Here is an 18,316-nt window from a genome sequence, read left to right as displayed (position 1 = left end):
TCATCGCGGCTGCCAGGTTCATTCGTCACAGAGGACCGTTGAAAACCATGTCCATGACTCCCCGTGAAATCGTCCACGAACTCAATCGCCATATCATCGGCCAGGACGATGCCAAGCGCGCCGTCGCCATCGCGCTGCGTAACCGTTGGCGCCGGATGCAGCTGCCTGAAGAGCTGCGCGTTGAAGTCACCCCCAAGAACATCCTGATGATCGGCCCGACCGGCGTCGGCAAGACCGAAATCGCCCGTCGCCTGGCCAAGCTGGCCAACGCGCCATTCCTGAAAGTCGAAGCGACCAAGTTCACTGAAGTCGGCTACGTCGGCCGTGACGTCGAGTCGATTATTCGTGATCTGGCCGATGCGGCGATGAAACTGCTGCGCGAACAGGAAATGACCAAGGTTCGTCATCGCGCCGAAGACGCGGCCGAAGACCGCATCCTTGATGCCCTGCTGCCACCGGCGCGCGTGGGCTTCAACGAAGACGCGGCCGGGAGTACCGATTCCAACACCCGTCAGCTGTTCCGCAAACGCCTGCGTGAAGGTCAGCTGGACGACAAGGAAATCGAGATCGAAGTCGCCGAGATGGGCGGCGTCGATATCTCCGCGCCTCCGGGCATGGAAGAGATGACCAACCAGCTGCAAAGCCTGTTCGCCAACATGGGCAAGGGCAAGAAGAAGAGCCGCAAGCTCAAGGTCAAGGACGCGCTGAAAATGGTCCGCGACGAAGAAGCGAGCCGCCTGGTCAATGACGAGGAGCTCAAGGCCAAGGCGCTGGAAGCGGTCGAGCAGCACGGCATCGTGTTCATCGACGAGATCGACAAAGTCGCCAAGCGCGGGAATGTCGGTGGCGCTGATGTGTCCCGCGAAGGCGTGCAGCGCGACCTGCTGCCGCTGATCGAGGGCTGCACCGTCAACACCAAGCTGGGCATGGTCAAGACTGACCACATCCTGTTCATTGCCTCGGGCGCGTTCCACCTGAGCAAGCCGAGCGATCTGGTGCCGGAGCTGCAGGGCCGCCTGCCGATTCGCGTCGAACTGAAGGCCCTGAGCCCGCAGGATTTCGAGCGCATCCTGAGCGAGCCACACGCGTCGCTGACCGAGCAATATCGCGAGCTGCTGAAGACCGAAGGCCTGAACATCGAGTTCCTGCCCGACGGCATCAAGCGTCTGGCCGAGATCGCCTGGCAGGTGAACGAGAAGACCGAGAACATCGGTGCCCGTCGTCTGCACACGCTGCTTGAGCGCCTGCTCGAAGAGGTCTCTTTCAGCGCGGGTGATCTGGGCAGCGCCCAGGACACGGCCACGATCAAGATCGACGCCGAGTACGTCAACAGCCATCTGGGCGAGTTGGCCGAAGACGAAGATCTGTCGCGTTATATTCTTTAATCAGCGCACGCCCCCCCCTGTAGGAGTGAGCTTGCTCGCGATTGCATTGGATCAGGTCAACACATCGTTGCCTGCCCCACCCCATCGCGAGCAAGCTCACTCCTACAATGTGACGCGCAAGGCATAGCCTCCATGACACGCATCCCCACTGCCATCCAGCTCCACAAAGCCAGCAAAATCCTCACCCTCAAATATGGCCCTGGCGAGGAATATCACCTGCCAGCCGAATTTCTGCGGGTGCATTCGCCGTCTGCCGAGGTTCAGGGTCATGGCAAGCCCATCCTGCAGTTCGGCAAGCTCGGCGTCGGCCTGACCAAGGTAGAACCTGCCGGTCAGTACGCACTAAAACTGACCTTCGACGACGGTCATGACAGCGGACTGTTCACCTGGGAGTACCTGGAGCAACTGGCGCAACGTCAGGACGCGCTGTGGGACGATTACCTCGCTGAACTCAAAGCCGCCGGCAAGTCCCGCGACCCTTCCGAGCAAGTCATTCGACTCATGCTCTAAGCCGCCGCTCTAGCTCGCGCCTGGGCCACCGGCGGGCGTTTTAGGACGCGCTTTCTAATTCCTTCTGCTTCAATGCTCCGCGCAGCGGCCAATGACTGGCCCCGCTTGCGATTTTTATAAATCTCGCGTAACCAATGATTCTGGCAAGCCATCTGCATCGGAGTTTTTGCAGAAGCCTATCGGTGTGTTCGTGGCAGTCGCATGCAGCGCCATTAAAACCCGGCGCCTTGCGCAAGCGTTCACATCCGTTGTGTTAATCATCGGTCACCCGAGAGCAGTGCTGGCGTTTGCCTGTGTCGCTTCTTTTCACAGGGAACCAGCGCTCGTCTCAGGACAATGGAGCGTCGTAGATGAGTAACAAGAGTAATGATGATCTGCCGCGTCAAGCCTCTGAACACACCTTGGGGTTGAACCCTGTCGTAGGCTTGCGGCGCAAGGATTTGCTCACCACGGCACGCATGGTATTGACCCAGGCCATCAGGCAACCCTTCCACAGCGCCAAGCACGTGGCCCATTTCGGGCTGGAACTGAAAAACGTCCTGCTCGGCAGATCGACTCTGGTGCCCGACAGCGACGACCGCCGCTTCGCCGACCCAGCCTGGAGCCAGAACCCCCTCTACCGTCGCTACCTTCAGACCTACCTCGCCTGGCGCAAGGAGCTGCACGACTGGATCGAGGACAGCAGCCTGTCGCCCCAGGACACCAGCCGCGGGCACTTCGTGATCAACCTCATGACTGAAGCCATGTCGCCCACCAATGGTGCGGCGAACCCGGCGGCGGTCAAACGCTTCTTCGAAACCGGCGGCAAGAGCATCCTCGACGGCCTCTCGCATCTGGCCAAGGATCTGGTGAACAATGGCGGCATGCCGAGCCAGGTCAACATGGACGCCTTCGAAGTGGGCAAGAACCTGGGCACCACCGAAGGTGCCGTGGTCTTTCGCAACGACCTGCTGGAGCTGATCCAGTACAAGCCGATCACCGAGCAGGTGCACGAGCGCCCACTGCTGGTGGTGCCACCGCAGATCAACAAATTCTACGTTTTCGACCTCAGTCAGGATAAAAGCCTGGCACGGTTTTGCCTGCGCAACGGCGTGCAGACCTTCATCATCAGTTGGCGCAACCCGACCAAGGCGCAGCGCGAATGGGGCCTGTCGACGTACATCGATGCGGTGAAGGAAGCTGTGGATGTGGTCTGCAAGATCACCGGCAGCAAAGACGTGAACATGCTGGGCGCCTGCTCCGGCGGCATCACTTGCACGGCGCTACTCGGTCATTACGCCGCGCTGGGTGAGCAGAAGGTCAATGCATTGACCCTCTTGGTGAGCGTGCTCGACACCACCCTCGATACGCAGGTCGCGCTGTTCGTCGACGAGCAGACGCTTGAGTCGGCCAAGCGCCACTCGTATCAGGCCGGCGTGCTGGAAGGCAAAGACATGGCCAAGGTTTTCGCCTGGATGCGGCCCAACGACCTGATCTGGAACTACTGGGTCAACAATTACCTCTTGGGCAACGAACCACCGGTGTTCGACATCCTGTTCTGGAACAACGACACCACGCGTCTGCCCGCCGCGTTTCACGGCGACTTGATCGAGATGTTCAAGAACAATCCGTTGATCCGTCCGAACGCGCTGGAAGTCTGCGGCACCCCGATCGATCTCAAGCAGGTTAAAAGTGACATCTTCTGCCTTGCCGGGACCAACGACCACATCACGCCGTGGGTCTCGTGCTACAAGTCGGCACGGCTGTTCGGTGGCAAGACCGAGTTCGTGCTGTCCAACAGCGGACACATCCAGAGCATTCTGAACCCGCCAGGCAACCCGAAGGCGCGCTACATGACCAACCCGGAACTGCCCGATGACGCTGCCCGCTGGCAGGAAGACGCGAGCAAGCACACCGATTCCTGGTGGCTGCACTGGCAGGCTTGGCAGGCCGAGCGCTCCGGCAAACTGAAAAAATCCCCCGCTACACTGGGTAACAAGGCGTACCCCGCCGGGGAGGCTTCGCCGGGGACGTATGTGCATGAAAGGTAAACACGCGCACGCCTCTGCCGATAACGTTTAAAAGGGCCCAGTGCGGGTAAAGGTTGCCAAAACCTGGGGAGCGAATTCATTCGCGATAGGCCGGTACTTCCGACACTTATGTATCGGATTTACGATCTTCGCGAATGAATTCGCTCCCACAGAGGCTCAAACCTCACAGGAGATTGCGCCGCCCGGGAAGCAGTATTCGGCGTTTAACCAACAGGGCTTCGCGCATGCCGCAACCGTTCGTATTTCGCACCATCGATCTGGATGGCCACAACATCCGCACCGCCGTGCGTCCCGGCAAGGGGCACCTCACGCCGTTGCTGATCTTCAATGGCATCGGCGCCAACCTCGAACTGGTCTTTCCTTTCGTCGATGCGCTGGACCCGGACCTTGAGGTCATTGCCTTCGACGTCCCCGGTGTCGGCGGCTCCTCGACGCCAAATCGGCCGTATCGCTTTCCGGGCCTGGCCAAACTCGCGGCTCGAATGCTCGATTACCTGGACTACGGCCAGGTCAACGCGATCGGCGTGTCCTGGGGTGGCGCGCTGGCGCAGCAGTTCGCCCACGACTACCCCGAACGTTGCAAAAAACTCGTGCTGGCGGCCACGGCGGCGGGGGCGGTGATGGTCCCCGGCAAGCCGAAAGTGCTGTGGATGATGGCCAGCCCCCGGCGCTATATCCAGCCGTCCCACGTGATTCGCATCGCTCCGGAGATCTACGGCGGTGCGTTTCGTCGCGACCCGAATCTGGCCGCCAACCACGCAGCCAAGGTCCGCTCGTCCGGAAAACTGGGCTACTACTGGCAGCTGTTCGCGGGCATGGGCTGGACCAGCATTCACTGGCTGCACAAGATCCGTCAGCCAACGCTGGTGCTGGCCGGTGATGACGATCCGCTGATTCCGCTGATCAATATGCGACTGCTGGCCTGGCGTATACCCAATGCCCAGCTACACATAATCGACGATGGTCACTTGTTTTTGATCACCCGGGCCGAGGCTGTCGCACCCATCATCATGAAGTTCCTTGCGCAGGAACGGCAGCGCGCCGTCATGCATCCTCAACCCGCACCCATCGTGCGATGACCCTCAAGGATTGCGCTGGGACCGGCAGGCGTTCGTAGAAAAAGAAGGTGTTTGACCGACTGCGTCATCGGGCGGGATTGCCCCGACGCAGGGAGGCGCGCAATGGCTGACAGGAGCGTTGCGCGCCGGTGTTTTTGCTTTATGGCCAGACGAAGGAGTGTTGATCCATGCGAGAAAAACCGGCGAAGAACAGCTACCCCACGCCCGCGACCTACATCAATGCGCAGAGTGCGATCACAGGTCTTCGTGGCCGTGATCTGTTCTCCACACTGCGCAACGTGGCGCTGCAAGGCCTCAAGCACCCGGTTTATACGGCTCGCCATGCATTGGCCCTGGGCGGTCAACTGGGTCGGGTGGCGCTCGGTGACACGCCCCATCAGCCGCACCCCAACGACAGCCGTTTCAACGACCCCACCTGGGCGCACAACCCGCTGTATCGCCGGGGCCTGCAGGCGTATCTGAGCTGTCAGCATCAGGTCCGCGAATGGATCGACAACAGTCACCTTTCCGAGGACGACCGCTCCCGCGCGCAATTCATCTTTGCTCTGCTCAACGACGCGCTGTCGCCGACCAATACTCTGCTCAATCCGCTGGCCGTCAAAGAGCTGTTCAACTCGGGCGGCACCAGCGTGGTGAAGGGCTTGAGTCACATGCTCGACGACTTCATGCACAACAACGGCCTGCCGAGCCAGACCACCAAAGACGCGTTCGAAATCGGCCGCACCCTGGCCGTCACGCCCGGCGCAGTGGTATTTCGCAACGAGCTGCTGGAGCTGATCCAGTATTCGCCCATGAGCGAAAAGCAGTACGCCAAGCCGTTGCTGATCGTCCCGCCGCAAATCAACAAGTACTACATCTTCGACCTGAGCCCGACCAACAGCTTTGTGCAGTACGCCCTGAAAAATGGCCTGCAGACCTTCATCATCAGCTGGCGCAACCCGGATGTGCGGCATCGCGAGTGGGGGCTTTCCAGTTATGTAGAGGCGGCCGAAGAAGCCATGAACATGTGCCGCGCCATCACCGGGGCGCGCGAGGTGAACCTGATGGGCGCCTGTGCCGGGGGCCTGACCATCGCCGCCTTGCAAGGCCATCTGCAGGCCAAGCGGCAGATGCGCCGAGTGGCCAGCGCGACCTATCTGGTGAGCCTGCTGGACAGCCAGATCGAAAGCCCGGCGACGCTGTTCATTGACGAACAGACCCTTGAAGCGGCCAAGCGTCGCTCCTATCAGCGCGGGGTGCTCGATGGTCGCGACATGGCCAAGGTGTTCGCGTGGATGCGTCCCAACGACCTTATCTGGACCTACTGGGTCAACAATTACCTGCTGGGCAAGGCGCCACCGCCTTTCGACATCCTCTACTGGAACAACGACAGCACCCGCCTGCCCGCAGCCCTGCACGGGGACCTGCTGGATTTCTTCAAACACAACCCGCTCACCCATCCGGGCGGGCTCGAGGTGTGCGGCACGCCGGTCGATCTGCAAAAGGTGACAGTCGACAGCTTCAGCGTGGCTGGCATCAACGATCACATCACGCCGTGGGACGTGGTCTATCGCTCGACGCTGCTGCTGGGCGGCGAGCGACGCTTCCTGCTGTCCAACAGCGGCCACGTGCAAAGCATCCTTAACCCGCCGGGCAACCCGAAGGCCAACTTCGTCGAGAATGGCAAGCTAAGCAGCGACCCACGCGCCTGGTACTACGACGCCCAGCGCACCGATGGTAGTTGGTGGCCGAGCTGGCTCAGCTGGATTCAGGCGCGCTCAGGCCCTCAGCGCGAGACCCTGACCGCCCTCGGCAACCAGAATTACCCGCCCATGGAGGCGGCGCCGGGGACGTATGTGCGCGTCAGATGATCAGCAAAATTTCCCCCTGTGGGAGCGAGTTCATTCGCGAGGCGTCCGCACACCAGGCATCGCTTTCGCCTGTCACACCGCTTCGCGAATGAATTCGCTCCCACAGGAAATAAGCTGCTCCCCCGATACCGCGACCTGTTTTAAAGACTCAACTAAGAAGACTGGATGAAGACCCGCGACCGCATACTCGAATGCGCCCTGCTGCTGTTCAATCAGCAGGGCGAACCCAACGTTTCGACCCTGGAAATCGCCAACGAATTGGAGATCAGCCCCGGCAATCTCTACTACCACTTTCACGGCAAGGAGCCGTTGGTGATGGAGCTGTTCGAGCGCTTTCAGACGCAGCTTGCGCCTCTGCTCGACCCTCCCGCCGATGCGCGTCTGGACGCCGAGGATTACTGGCTGTTCCTGCACCTGATCGTCGAACGTCTGTCCCACTACCGCTTTCTGTTCCAGGACCTGTCGAACCTCGCCAGCCGCCTGCCCAAGCTCGCCCGGGGCATTCGCAACCTGCTCAACGCCATCAAGCGCACCCTCGCCTCGTTGCTGGCGCGCCTTAAAACCGAGGGTCAGGTCACCAGCGACACGCAGGCGCTCGGGCAACTGGTGGAGCAGATCACCATGACCTTGCTGTTCTCGCTGGATTACCAGCGCATCCTCGATCGCGAAGGCGAAACCCGAGTGGTGGTCTACCAGATCATGATGCTCGTGGCGCCCCACCTGAAGCCCGGCTCGCGGCATGCGGCAGAGAAGCTGGCGTTGCATTATCTGGAAGACTGAATCCTGTCCGAATCCGCCGTTCGCTGCCGTCGTAACCTCCGACGTCTCCTACAGGAATCGGCGCAACCCGCAACTCTGCGGCGAACGCGGCCCCCTGTAGTAAGCTACTGGAGCTGTGCGACAGTGGCGAAGCGATGGACCTGACACATCCCAATAAAAAACCCGACCTGCTCTCACAGATCGGGCCTCGTTCCCGCCAGCGGGAAGTCAGGACTGGCTGGAAGATGCCGACGTGGTTGTGGTGGTCGACGGTGCAGCGGATGGCGCGGTGGATGCCGAAGCCGCTGGTGCGGCGCTGGTGGCCGGAGCCGGGGTGGATGCTGTAGCCGGCTTGGCGGCCGCGGCAGGTTTGGGGGCTGCGGGCTTTTTGGCGGCTGCCGGTTTCTTCGCGGCAGCGGGCTTGGCCGCTGCTGGCTTGGCGGCCGATTTCGCTGCTGCAGGTTTGGCGGCGGCATTCGGCGCGGTTTTGGCGGCAACGGTTTTCGCTTTGGCAGCAGTGGAAGCGGCGGCTTTCGACGCTGCGGCTACCGGTTTGGCGGCCGTCTTGGCAGCGGCTTTGGCGACTGCAGGTTTCGCCGCTGCGGTTTTGCTGGCTGCTGCGCTCGCGGCTTTCGCAACCGGTTTGGCTGCCGCTTTGGCCAGAGGCTTGGCGGTGGTTTTGGCCGCAGGTTTTGCTGCAGGCTTGGCCGCTGCCGTTTTCGAAACCGGGGTGACCGAAGCGCCGGTGAGCTTTTCGATCTGCCTGGTCAGCAGGTCAACCTTGCTGTGCAGGGCTTTGACTTCGTTGCGGCTCGGCACGCCCAGGCGGGAAATCGCACTGTTCAGACGCTTGTCGAAGGCGCCTTCCAGCTCGCCCCATTTGCCCAGTGCCAAGTCTTTAACGTCACCGACGCGGGACTTGGTGGAAGCCTTGGCGGTGTCGACGGTTTTGCCAACGGTCGCCTTGGTTTCCTTCTCGGCCTTCTCGCCGTCTTTGACCAACGTTTCGAAAAGCTTACTGCCGTCATTGCTGATCTTCGAGTAAGCGCCTAAACCAGCCAGCCAGATTTGGCGGGAGTATTTCTCCACTTCACCAATCCAGGAGCTGCCTTCTTTTTCGGTTTTTTTCTTGCCAGCCATCCCGCTCTCCTTATTGTTTACGCGCGACACGTTCGAGCAATGCCGTCAGCTCATCGAGCTTAGCAGAGAGTGTCTCAACATCATGTTTAGACGGAATGCCGATACGATTCAAGGCGCTGGCCACGCGGCGGTCGAACGCGCTTTCGATTTTGTCGAGTTGTACCTCAACGCGACCTTTGATCTTGGTGACTTCGCCTTTGGCCTCGCCTTTGACTGACTCGATCTCGCTGTTGGCCGCATCCACTTTTTCGTCGATGACTTTTCTGGCTGTCTTCTCGGTCTGCTCGCCGGTCTTGATCAGCTCTTTGACGTAATCAGCACCTTCCTGCCCGGCCTTGACATAGGCACCCAGGCCTGCGAGCCAGATCTTGCGGGCATACAGACGCACGTCCGAGAACGCTTTGGTTTCTTCGGCTTCGACTTTTTTCTTCAGGGTAACTCTGGCCATGGTGCACCTCACGCTCGAAAGGGATAGGAGGAACCACCCCGCAGATTGGGGGATGGGCACAAGGTAGAGAGAAAAATTAGAAAACTCACCCTAGGTTGGAGTGGCTGCGTGGAGATGACTGTAGGAGCGCGCTTGCCCGCGATGGACGCCACACGGTGTGTCCGCACGACCGCGTCGTGGGCATCGCGGGCAAGCGCGCTCCTACAAGAATGAGGGGGGCATTACGCCGTCAGCGCCTTGTCCAGCTGCCGCTCGATCTCGGTCTGAATCGTGCTGCTCATCGCCGAGAGGAAGAAATTCAATTCAATGTTGACTCGCACCAGCGCGTCTTCCACCTGCACGGTGCCTTTGGCGCCCTTGCCTTCCAGCGACACCGTGTCGCCCTCCCAGCTGTGCTCGATGCCATATTTGTCGCCCAGCTTTTCAGCCAGCAACTCAGCTTTCTCGCGGGCCTTATCCTTACCCAGCGCATGCGGGCGTTCTACGGTAATTCGGGCCATGGGCCGGCTCCTTCATCGAGGTAAATCGTCGGGCCACTATACCAGCGGCGTTCAGCGAAGAAACTGTTCGCGGTGAGCCTTGTCAAGACAAAGCCAGCCCCGGCGATTAGAATGGCCGCACTTTATTCCGGTGACAGCGATATGAACGATCCGCGCAAAGGCAGCGATGCCGAACCCACCACTCACTTCGGTTACAAAACCGTCGCAGAAAGCCAGAAGGCCGAGAAAGTCGCCGAGGTTTTCCACTCCGTGGCGGCCAAGTACGACCTGATGAACGACGTGCTGTCCGGTGGCATGCACCGCCTCTGGAAACGCTTCACCATCGAGCTGTCCGGTGTGCGCACCGGCAACCGTGTGCTGGACATCGCCGGCGGCACGGGCGATCTGGCGAAAAAATTCTCCCACCTGGTCGGCCCGACCGGTGAAGTGGTGCTCGCTGACATCAACGCCTCGATGCTCAAGGTCGGTCGCGACCGCCTGCTCGATCGCGGTGTGGCTGGCAACATCAAGTTCGTCCAGGCCGACGCTGAAAAGCTGCCGTTCCCGGACAACTACTTCGACTGCGTGACCATCGCCTTCGGCCTGCGCAATGTCACTCACAAGGATGACGCCATCCGCTCGATGCTGCGCGTGCTCAAGCCGGGCGGGCGTTTGCTGGTGCTGGAATTCTCCAAGCCGACCAACAAGGTCATGTCCAAGGTCTACGACGCCTACTCGTTCGCCTTCATGCCGCTGGCGGGCAAGCTGATCACCAACGACTCGGAAAGCTACCGCTACCTGGCCGAATCGATCCGCATGCACCCGGACCAGGAAACCCTGAAGTCGATGATGGTAGACGCCGGTTTCGACCGCGTGACTTACCACAACATGACGTCCGGCATCGTCGCGCTGCACCGTGGTATCAAGCCCTGATGCTGATCAGCGGCTTGCTCGCCAGCGCCGAGCACGGCATCAATCGTGTGCTGCAAATGGACAGCACGGCCTTGCCACGCCTTGATCGGCTGAGCGGCAAAGTCGTCGCGATTGAATGCACCAGCCCTGCATTCCACCTGTACATTCTGCCCAGCGACGAGGGCCTGATGCTCGCCAGTCGCTGGGAGTCCGGCGCCGACGTGACCTTGCGCGCTCCGGCCGCGAGCCTCATGCGCCTGGCGCTGAGCCGCGACAAGAACGCGGTGCTGCACAGCCCGGAAGTCGAACTCGAGGGTGAAAGCGCCGTGCTGCTGGAGCTGGTGGGCGTGCTGGAGGATCTGGATCTGGACTGGGAATACGAGCTGCAACGCTGGCTCGGCCCGGTCGCCACGCCACTGATCGGTGGTCATCTGCGCAACAGCGCACGCTGGACCCACGAGAGCATGGCGAGCCTGAGCCACAATCTGGCCGAGTACCTGGCCGAAGAATCCCGCACCCTGGTCGGCAAACGCGAGGCTGAAGCCCGCTTCGCCGAGCTGGATCAGACCAAACAAGACCTGGAACGCCTCGAAGCCCGCTTCGAGCGTCTGGCCCAATCCCTCAAATCCAGCGATAACGCATGAGCCTGCTTGCCGTCCGCCGCCTGTTTCGCATCCAGCGTGTCGTAATCCGCTACCGCCTCGATGACCTGCTGTTCGCCCTGCCCTTGCCCTGGTGGTTGCTCGCCGTGCGCTTTGTCCTGCCCTGGCGCTGGATCCCGCGACGCAAGAACGAGCTGAGCCGAGGCGCGCGTCTGCGCTTGGCGCTGCAGGATCTTGGGCCGATCTTCATCAAGTTCGGCCAGCTGCTTTCAACGCGTCGCGATCTGCTGCCCGAAGACATAGCCGACGAGCTGATGATGCTGCAGGACCGCGTGCCGCCGTTCGAATCCGAGAAGGCCATCGCCCTGATCGAGTCGCAGCTGGGCGCCAAGATCAACGACGTCTTCAGCCGTTTCGATGTCGCACCGCTGGCCTCCGCCTCGGTCGCGCAGGTTCATGCCGCACGCCTGAAAACCGGCGAAGAGGTGGTGGTCAAGGTCGTGCGGCCAGGCCTGAAGCCGGTCATCGGCTCGGACCTGGCGTGGCTGTTCATCCTCGCCAAGATCGCCGAGCGGTTGTCCGCAGACGCCCGACTGCTGCACCCGGTGGATGTCGTCGCCGACTACGAAAAGACCATCTACGACGAACTCGACCTGTTGCGCGAAGCGGCCAACTCCAGCCAGCTGCGCCGCAATTTCGAAGGCTCGGCCATGCTGTACGTGCCTCAGGTCTACTGGGACTGGTGCCGCCCGAAAGTGCTGGTGATGGAGCGCATTTACGGCGTTCAGGTCACGGATCTCGCGACCCTGGCCGATCAGCGCACCGACATGAAAAAGCTCGCCGAACGTGGGGTGGAGCTGTTCTTCACCCAGGTGTTTCGCGACAGCTTCTTTCACGCCGACATGCACCCCGGCAACATTTTCGTCAGCACGGTTTCGCCCTGGGACCCGCAATACATCGCCATCGACTGCGGCATCGTCGGCAGCTTGACCCCGGAAGACCAGGATTACCTGGCGCGTAACCTGTTTGCCTTCTTCAAGCGCGATTACCGCCGCGTGGCCCAATTGCACATTGATTCGGGCTGGGTGCCGGCGGAAACCAAACTCAACGAGTTCGAAGCCGCGATCCGCACTGTGTGCGAGCCGATTTTCGAGAAGCCGCTCAAGGACATCTCCTTCGGCCAAGTGCTGATGCGTCTGTTCCAGACGGCTCGCCGCTTCAACATGGAAGTCCAGCCGCAACTGGTGCTGCTGCAAAAGACGCTGCTCAACATCGAAGGTCTGGGCCGTCAGCTGTACCCGGAACTGGACCTGTGGAGCACCGCGCAGCCTTTCCTGGAGCGCTGGATGCGTGAGCGCGTCAGCCCGAAAACCCTGATCGGAAACTTGCAGTCACAAGTCGAGCAGATCCCGCATCTGGCCAACATGACCCGCGACCTGCTCGAACGCCTGTCGCAGCCGCACACCAGCGACCCGCCGCCACCGTACAGCCACAAAGGCGATCACTGGGCCCTGCGCCTGATCGGCGCTGGCTTGCTGGCAGGTGGCGTGGTTCTGGCCACCGCTCACACTCAATCGGGTGCAGAGTTGATGGCTATGAGCGCCTGGCCGGCGTTGCTGGTGCTGGTGGCAGGGCTCTATCTGGTCGTTCGCCGATAGCCATCGGGCCGAGCCGCTGGCACACTAGCCCATCCACAGAGCGGCCGGAGCCGACGATGAGAGACTGGCTGGACGAGATTAAATGGGACAGTGACGGTTTGGTCCCCGCCATTGCGCAAGACCACAAGACCGGGCGCGTCATGATGATGGCCTGGATGAACCGTGAAGCCCTGAGCCTGACCGCTCAGGAGAACCGCGCCATCTACTGGTCGCGTTCACGTGGCAAACTGTGGCGCAAAGGCGAAGAATCGGGCCACGTGCAAAAACTGCACGAGCTGCGTCTGGACTGCGATGCCGACGTCATCATCCTGATGGTCGAGCAGATCGGTGGCATCGCCTGCCACACCGGCCGTGAAAGCTGCTTCTATCGCGTGTATGAAGACGCAGGCTGGAAAACCGTGGACCCGGTGCTCAAAGACCCGGAATCCATTTATCAAGCAGGACACTGAACATGACTGATACCTTGTCACGCCTGGCGCAGGTGCTCGAAGAGCGCAAAGGCGCGGCGGCCGACTCTTCCTACGTCGCCAGCCTCTATCACAAGGGGCTGAACAAGATTCTGGAGAAGGTCGGCGAAGAGTCGGTCGAAACCATCATCGCCGCCAAGGACGCCGCCATCAGTGGTGACTGCAGCGATGTCATCTACGAAACCGCAGACTTGTGGTTCCATAGCATGGTCATGCTCGCAGCGCTTGGCCAGCATCCACAGGCCGTACTCGATGAACTGGACCGCCGTTTCGGGCTGTCCGGCCACGCCGAAAAAGCAGCTCGCTCGGCGGAATAAACACCGGGCCTGCGGGCCCTGAATTTCTTGTGAGGAACGCGTCATGGGCATTTTTGACTGGAAACACTGGATCGTCATTCTTGTGGTCGTCGTACTGATTTTCGGCACCAAGAAACTCAAGAACCTGGGCACTGACGTCGGCGAGTCGATCAAGGGCTTCCGCAAAGCCATGAACGACGATGAAAAAGCCCCTGAGCAGCCACCGGTCCAGCCTCAGCAAACCGCACAGCCAACGCCGCCACCGACCCAACCGTTGCATCAGCCGCACACCATCGACGGCACTGCGCAGAAAGTCGAAGAGCCCATCCGCAAAGACTAGGTCGTGACGCATGTTTGGTATCAGCTTCTCTGAACTGCTGCTGGTCGGCCTCGTCGCCCTGCTGGTATTGGGCCCCGAGCGCCTGCCAGGCGCCGCGCGTACGGCCGGGCTCTGGGTTGGACGCCTGAAACGCAGCTTCAACGCGATCAAACAGGAAGTTGAGCGCGAGATCGGCGCCGACGAGATTCGTCGTCAATTGCACAACGAACACATCCTTTCGCTGGAAGAAGAAGCGCGCAAGATCATGCAGCCCCAGGCCCGCGCAGCGGCGCCTGAGCCTGCGCCTTCGGCGCTGGATGCCGCGCCGACGCCCAGCGCGGAAAACAACCCGGTGCCTGTTGCCGAGCCCGCGCCGGTGAGCACTGCCGTGATCTCTGAGCCGGTCAAGGTTGAGACGCCCGAGCCTGTGGCCACTCCCGCCACGGCAACGTCGACCACCACCGCGTCCGGAACGCCTTCTGCCAACGATTCGACACAGCCCCCACGAGCCCCATGAGCGAAATTCCGGAAAACGACCAGCAAATGCCGCTGGTCTCGCACCTCACTGAACTGCGCTCGCGTCTGCTGCGTTGTGTGCTGGCGATCTTCGTGATCTTCGGCGCGCTGTTCTACTTCACGCAGAAGATCTACACCTTCGTCTCGGCGCCGCTGCGCAAGTTCTTGCCCGAAGGTGCGACGATGATCGCCACCGACGTGGCCTCGCCGTTCCTCACGCCGTTCAAGCTGACCATGATGGTCGCTTTGTTTCTGGCCATGCCGGTGATCCTCTACCAGATCTGGGGCTTCATCGCACCGGGCCTGTACAAGCACGAAAAACGCGTGGCGGTGCCGCTGCTGATTTCCAGCATCATCCTGTTCTACGCCGGCATGGCGTTCGCTTATTTCCTCGTGTTTCCGCTGATTTTCCATTTCTTCGCCAGCGTCACCCCGGAAGGCGTGTCGATGATGACGGACATCGCCAGTTACCTGGACTTCGTCATGACGCTGTTCCTGGCGTTCGGCGTGGCCTTTGAGATTCCGGTCGCGGTCGTGTTGCTGGTGTGGATCGGCATCGTCGACGTGAAGTACCTGAAGAAGATCCGCCCGTACGTGATCATCGGCTGCTTCGTGGTCGGCATGATTCTCACGCCGCCGGACATTTTCTCGCAGACGCTGCTGGCAGTGCCGATGTGGCTGCTGTTCGAAATCGGCGTGCTATGCAGTTCGATGGTGACCAAGCGCGGTGACCATGAAGACGACGAAAAAGCCGAAGACGAGCAAGACCAGCCACCAGCGACCCAGCCGTGAACCTGCTGCTCCTGGAAGAAGCCGACTTCATCTCGGCTGACCGCGTGATCCTGCGTGACCGGCGCCTCACGCACATGCAAGAGGTGCATCGCTCGCAAGTCGGTGACAGCCTGCGCATCGGGCGCGTGGGCGGGTTGCTGGGCAGCGCGCAACTGCTGCGTCTGGCGCCTCGCGAGGCCGAACTGTCCGTCAGCTTTGATCGCGAGCCGCCGGCCAAACTGCCGCTGACGCTGATACTCGCCCTGCCCCGCCCGAAGATGCTGCGCCGGGTGTTTCAGACCGTCGCCACCATGGGCGTGCCGAAGGTCATTCTGGTCAACAGTTACCGCGTCGAAAAAAGCTTCTGGCAGACGCCGTTTCTGGAGCCTGCGGCCATTCGTGAACAGCTGATTCTTGGCCTCGAACAGGCCCGGGACAGCGTGCTGCCGGAGATCATCATCGAGAAACGCTTCAAGCCGTTCGTCGAAGACCGGCTGCCAGCGATCGTCGACGGCACGCTGGGATTGGTGGGGCATCCGGGGGACTTCCCAGCCTGTCCACGGGCGGTCGCTGAAACTGTGACCCTGGCCATCGGCCCGGAAGGCGGCTGGATTCCCTACGAAGTCGACCTGCTGCGCGCTTCAGGGTTGAACCCGGTGCAGCTTGGCGAACGCATTTTGCGGGTTGAAACAGCCGTAACGGCGCTCCTCGCTCGGTTGTTCTAGCCCTCAAACCACCACCTTCCCGCTTCTGCCGAAGGCGTAGGAGCAAGCTTGCTCCGGGCTGCGATCAGACGATCTGGCGCGCAGCGGCAGCAAAACCTGCGGACGCGGAATATCTGACTCACCGCGTATGAAGGTTTACTGTCGCTGCGCGCCAGATCGCGGGCAAGCCACGCTCTACGCCCTCCGGGCAGAATCAAAAGCTGTCCGGTCTCATCCGCAACAACACTTGGCTGATATGCCCTCCGATCAATGCTTCAGCTTGGTGCAATCGCGCCGATAGCCTTGCGTCCATAGAAAATGCGCAAGGAATCATCATGTACCGCTCGATTGCCCAACGCCTCGGAAATGTCAGTGTCAGTCGCAAACTCACGATCGGTTTCGGCCTGGTACTGCTGCTGACGTTGATCATCACGGCCACTGGCTGGTCGAGTGTGACGTCGTTGATCGATCGCGGCGACAAGCTGGCGAATATCTCGCAGATCAGCGAGCAGACCATGGAGCTACGCACCGCGCGCATGGCCTATGAAAGCCAGTCCAACGCCGACACCGCGAAGGCGGTCATGACCGCGCTGGACAAGCTCGACAGTGACCTCAAGATCGCCTACGCCCGCATCAGCGGCGCCGATGATCTCAAGCTGCTCAACGCTCAGACCCAGGCGGCCGCCGATTACCGCCGCGCCTTCGATGACATGAGCAAGGCGATTCAGGTGCGCGAAGCCAGTCGCGTCAATCTGGGCGCCACTGCCGATGCCGCCGTAGACGAGGTGAACAAGATCGAGGAAGCGCTGATCCAGCACGACAACATCCTGCAATTCAACAGCGCAGTGGGCGTGAGCATGCAGATCCAGCAGGCACGCTTTCAGGTGCGCGGCTACACCTTCAGCGGCAACCCGGATTTCGAGAAGAACGCCAACGCCGCCATCGACGAAGCCATCGTCGGCGTAAACACCCTCGCGGGCGATGTCTCATCGCAATACATCCCGCAATTGCAAAGGGCGAACCTGGCCCTCAAGGGTTATCGCGTAGCCGTCGGCCAGTATCGCGACGCGCAGCAGGTCAGCCGCCAGGCGCTGGACAAAATGGCTGCGCTGGGTCAGGACCTGCTCGACCTGAGCGACAAACTGACCGCCTCCCAGAACGCCAAGCGCGATTCAGACAGCCGTCAGGCGCAGTCGATGCTGGGCCTGGCGACCGTGCTGGCGATGTTCTTCGGCGTGCTCGCGGCCTGGGTCATTACCCGTCAGATCACCTTGCCGCTGAAACAAACCCTCATCGCTGTGGATCGTGTTGCCTCCGGCGATCTGACCCACAACCTCACCTTGGGCCGCCGCGACGAACTGGGCCAGCTGCAGGGCAGTATCCAGCGCATGACCGTCAGCCTGCGTGAGCTGATCGGCGGCATCAGCGACGGCGTGACGCAAATCGCCAGCGCCGCCGAAGAGCTGTCCGCCGTCACCGAGCAGACCAGCGCCGGGGTCAACAGCCAGAAGGTTGAGACCGATCAGGTGGCGACCGCCATGCATCAAATGACGGCCACCGTGCAGGAAGTCGCACGCAACGCTGAAGAAGCCTCGGAAGCCGCTGTGGCAGCTGACCAGCAGGCGCGCGAAGGTGACAAGGTGGTGAACGAGGCGATTGCCCAGATCGAGCGCCTGGCCAGCGAGGTGGGCCACTCCACCGAAGCCATGGGCGAGCTCAAGCGTGAAAGCGACAAGATCGGCAGCGTCCTGGACGTGATCAAGTCGGTGGCCCAGCAAACCAACCTGCTGGCGCTCAACGCAGCCATTGAAGCGGCGCGTGCGGGCGAGGCCGGACGTGGCTTTGCGGTGGTGGCCGATGAGGTGCGCAGCTTGGCCCAGCGCACGCAAAAATCCACCGAAGAGATCGAAGACCTGATTGCCGGGTTGCAGAGCGGCACCCAACAGGTGGCGACGATCATGGACAACAGCCGCGAGCTGACGACCAGCAGCGTGGAACTCACCCGCCGGGCCGGCGGCGCGCTGGAAAGCATTACCAAAACCGTGTCGGCGATCCAGTCCATGAACCAACAGATCGCTGCGGCTGCCGAGCAGCAGAGCGCCACCGCCGAGGAGATCAACCGCAGCGTGCTGAACGTGCGCGATGTGTCCGAGCAGACCTCGGCGGCGAGTGAGCAAACGGCTGCGTCCAGTGTCGAGCTGGCGCGGTTGGGTACACATTTGCAGGGGTTGGTGGGCCGGTTCAGGGTTTGAACCAGATTGATTGCTGCCTTTGAGACCTGTGGGAGCGAATTCATTCGCGAATTGTACGGCCGATGGAGATGCGTCGGATGTACCACCGCATCGCGAATGAATTCGCTCCCACAGGGTAACGGGGCGCCGTCGAGATCGG

19 protein-coding genes and 1 pseudogene are annotated in these 18,316 nt (G+C 61.2%); 17 read left to right on the top strand and 3 right to left on the bottom strand.

Features of this window, described 5'->3' with window-relative positions; all coding sequences use genetic code 11:
* The first annotated feature begins 47 nt into the window (after window positions 1-47).
* From hslU to AC07V9_RS13920, 6 genes are all read left to right on the top strand, one after another.
* Window positions 48-1,385: an ATP-dependent protease ATPase subunit HslU gene (gene hslU, locus AC07V9_RS13945; RefSeq protein WP_495016292.1), complete on the top strand. Its 1,338-nt coding sequence runs from the start codon at window positions 48-50 to the stop codon at window positions 1,383-1,385.
* A 132-nt stretch (window positions 1,386-1,517) separates the two neighbouring features.
* Window positions 1,518-1,895 carry a gamma-butyrobetaine hydroxylase family protein gene (locus AC07V9_RS13940; protein ID WP_495016291.1) on the top strand — a complete coding sequence of 126 codons (378 nt, stop codon included), beginning with the start codon at window positions 1,518-1,520 and terminating at the stop codon, window positions 1,893-1,895.
* Between the two features lie 350 nt (window positions 1,896-2,245).
* Window positions 2,246-3,925, top strand: coding sequence for a class II poly(R)-hydroxyalkanoic acid synthase (gene phaC / locus AC07V9_RS13935; RefSeq protein WP_495016290.1), 1,680 nt, complete (start codon window positions 2,246-2,248; stop codon window positions 3,923-3,925).
* 224 nt (window positions 3,926-4,149) lie between these two features.
* The gene (phaZ, locus tag AC07V9_RS13930) at window positions 4,150-5,004 is read left to right on the top strand and encodes a poly(3-hydroxyalkanoate) depolymerase (protein WP_495016289.1); all 855 of its coding nucleotides are present in this window, start codon (window positions 4,150-4,152) and stop codon (window positions 5,002-5,004) included.
* 167 nt (window positions 5,005-5,171) lie between these two features.
* Window positions 5,172-6,854 (top strand): class II poly(R)-hydroxyalkanoic acid synthase, encoded by a 1,683-nt coding sequence (gene phaC, locus AC07V9_RS13925; RefSeq protein WP_495016288.1) that lies wholly within the window; start codon window positions 5,172-5,174, stop codon window positions 6,852-6,854.
* Window positions 6,855-7,019: 165 nt separating this feature from the next.
* The gene (locus tag AC07V9_RS13920) at window positions 7,020-7,634 is read left to right on the top strand and encodes a TetR/AcrR family transcriptional regulator (protein ID WP_495016287.1); all 615 of its coding nucleotides are present in this window, start codon (window positions 7,020-7,022) and stop codon (window positions 7,632-7,634) included.
* A 207-nt stretch (window positions 7,635-7,841) separates the two neighbouring features.
* On the opposite strand, the gene AC07V9_RS13915 is transcribed toward AC07V9_RS13920, so the two are convergent.
* The 3 genes from AC07V9_RS13915 to AC07V9_RS13905 all read right to left on the bottom strand — a co-directional run bounded on the left by AC07V9_RS13915 (window position 7,842) and on the right by AC07V9_RS13905 (window position 9,701).
* Window positions 7,842-8,753, bottom strand: a complete 912-nt coding sequence (locus tag AC07V9_RS13915) for a phasin family protein (RefSeq protein WP_495016286.1) — start codon at window positions 8,751-8,753, stop codon at window positions 7,842-7,844.
* 10 nt (window positions 8,754-8,763) lie between these two features.
* Window positions 8,764-9,201, bottom strand: coding sequence for a phasin family protein (locus AC07V9_RS13910; protein ID WP_495016285.1), 438 nt, complete (start codon window positions 9,199-9,201; stop codon window positions 8,764-8,766).
* A gap of 221 nt (window positions 9,202-9,422) precedes the next feature.
* The gene (locus tag AC07V9_RS13905) at window positions 9,423-9,701 is read right to left on the bottom strand and encodes a polyhydroxyalkanoic acid system family protein (RefSeq protein ID WP_495016284.1); all 279 of its coding nucleotides are present in this window, start codon (window positions 9,699-9,701) and stop codon (window positions 9,423-9,425) included.
* Window positions 9,702-9,842: 141 nt separating this feature from the next.
* On the opposite strand from AC07V9_RS13905, the gene ubiE reads away from it, so the two are divergent.
* The 11 genes and pseudogenes from ubiE to AC07V9_RS13850 all read left to right on the top strand — a co-directional run bounded on the left by ubiE (window position 9,843) and on the right by AC07V9_RS13850 (window position 18,177).
* A complete protein-coding gene (ubiE, locus tag AC07V9_RS13900; RefSeq protein ID WP_346828745.1) occupies window positions 9,843-10,613 on the top strand; it encodes a bifunctional demethylmenaquinone methyltransferase/2-methoxy-6-polyprenyl-1,4-benzoquinol methylase UbiE in 771 nt (256 codons plus the stop codon).
* Window positions 10,613-11,236 carry a ubiquinone biosynthesis accessory factor UbiJ gene (locus AC07V9_RS13895; protein WP_495016283.1) on the top strand — a complete coding sequence of 208 codons (624 nt, stop codon included), beginning with the start codon at window positions 10,613-10,615 and terminating at the stop codon, window positions 11,234-11,236. Before ubiE ends, AC07V9_RS13895 begins: the two co-directional genes overlap by 1 nt.
* Window positions 11,233-12,852 carry a ubiquinone biosynthesis regulatory protein kinase UbiB gene (gene ubiB, locus AC07V9_RS13890; RefSeq protein WP_495016282.1) on the top strand — a complete coding sequence of 540 codons (1,620 nt, stop codon included), beginning with the start codon at window positions 11,233-11,235 and terminating at the stop codon, window positions 12,850-12,852. The genes AC07V9_RS13895 and ubiB overlap by 4 nt, the downstream gene beginning before the upstream one ends.
* A gap of 56 nt (window positions 12,853-12,908) precedes the next feature.
* Window positions 12,909-13,301: a phosphoribosyl-AMP cyclohydrolase gene (gene hisI, locus AC07V9_RS13885; RefSeq protein WP_495016281.1), complete on the top strand. Its 393-nt coding sequence runs from the start codon at window positions 12,909-12,911 to the stop codon at window positions 13,299-13,301.
* A gap of 2 nt (window positions 13,302-13,303) precedes the next feature.
* Entirely contained in the window at window positions 13,304-13,636 is a 333-nt protein-coding gene (locus AC07V9_RS13880) for a phosphoribosyl-ATP diphosphatase (protein WP_495016280.1), read from the top strand.
* A gap of 43 nt (window positions 13,637-13,679) precedes the next feature.
* On the top strand, window positions 13,680-13,955 hold the full coding sequence (locus AC07V9_RS13875; RefSeq protein WP_495016279.1) for a twin-arginine translocase TatA/TatE family subunit: 276 nt from the start codon (window positions 13,680-13,682) through the stop codon (window positions 13,953-13,955).
* Between the two features lie 10 nt (window positions 13,956-13,965).
* Complete coding sequence (gene tatB, locus AC07V9_RS13870) at window positions 13,966-14,451, top strand: Sec-independent protein translocase protein TatB (protein WP_495016278.1); 486 nt, start codon at window positions 13,966-13,968, stop codon at window positions 14,449-14,451.
* Entirely contained in the window at window positions 14,448-15,242 is a 795-nt protein-coding gene (tatC, locus tag AC07V9_RS13865) for a twin-arginine translocase subunit TatC (protein ID WP_495016277.1), read from the top strand. The genes tatB and tatC overlap by 4 nt, the downstream gene beginning before the upstream one ends.
* Entirely contained in the window at window positions 15,239-15,946 is a 708-nt protein-coding gene (locus AC07V9_RS13860) for a 16S rRNA (uracil(1498)-N(3))-methyltransferase (RefSeq protein ID WP_495016276.1), read from the top strand. The genes tatC and AC07V9_RS13860 overlap by 4 nt, the downstream gene beginning before the upstream one ends.
* Window positions 15,947-16,260: 314 nt before the next feature.
* Window positions 16,261-17,322 (top strand): annotated as a pseudogene (locus tag AC07V9_RS13855) (methyl-accepting chemotaxis protein); the annotation flags it as partial.
* A complete protein-coding gene (locus tag AC07V9_RS13850; RefSeq protein WP_495016439.1) occupies window positions 17,314-18,177 on the top strand; it encodes a methyl-accepting chemotaxis protein in 864 nt (287 codons plus the stop codon). The pseudogene AC07V9_RS13855 and the gene AC07V9_RS13850, both read left to right, overlap by 9 nt.
* The last annotated feature ends 139 nt before the right edge of the window (window positions 18,178-18,316 follow it).

This window comes from Pseudomonas sp. GW821-FHT02A11 (assembly GCF_059421985.1).
Note: the sequence above shows the minus strand (reverse complement) of the source record. Positions and strands in the feature narration are given on the sequence as shown.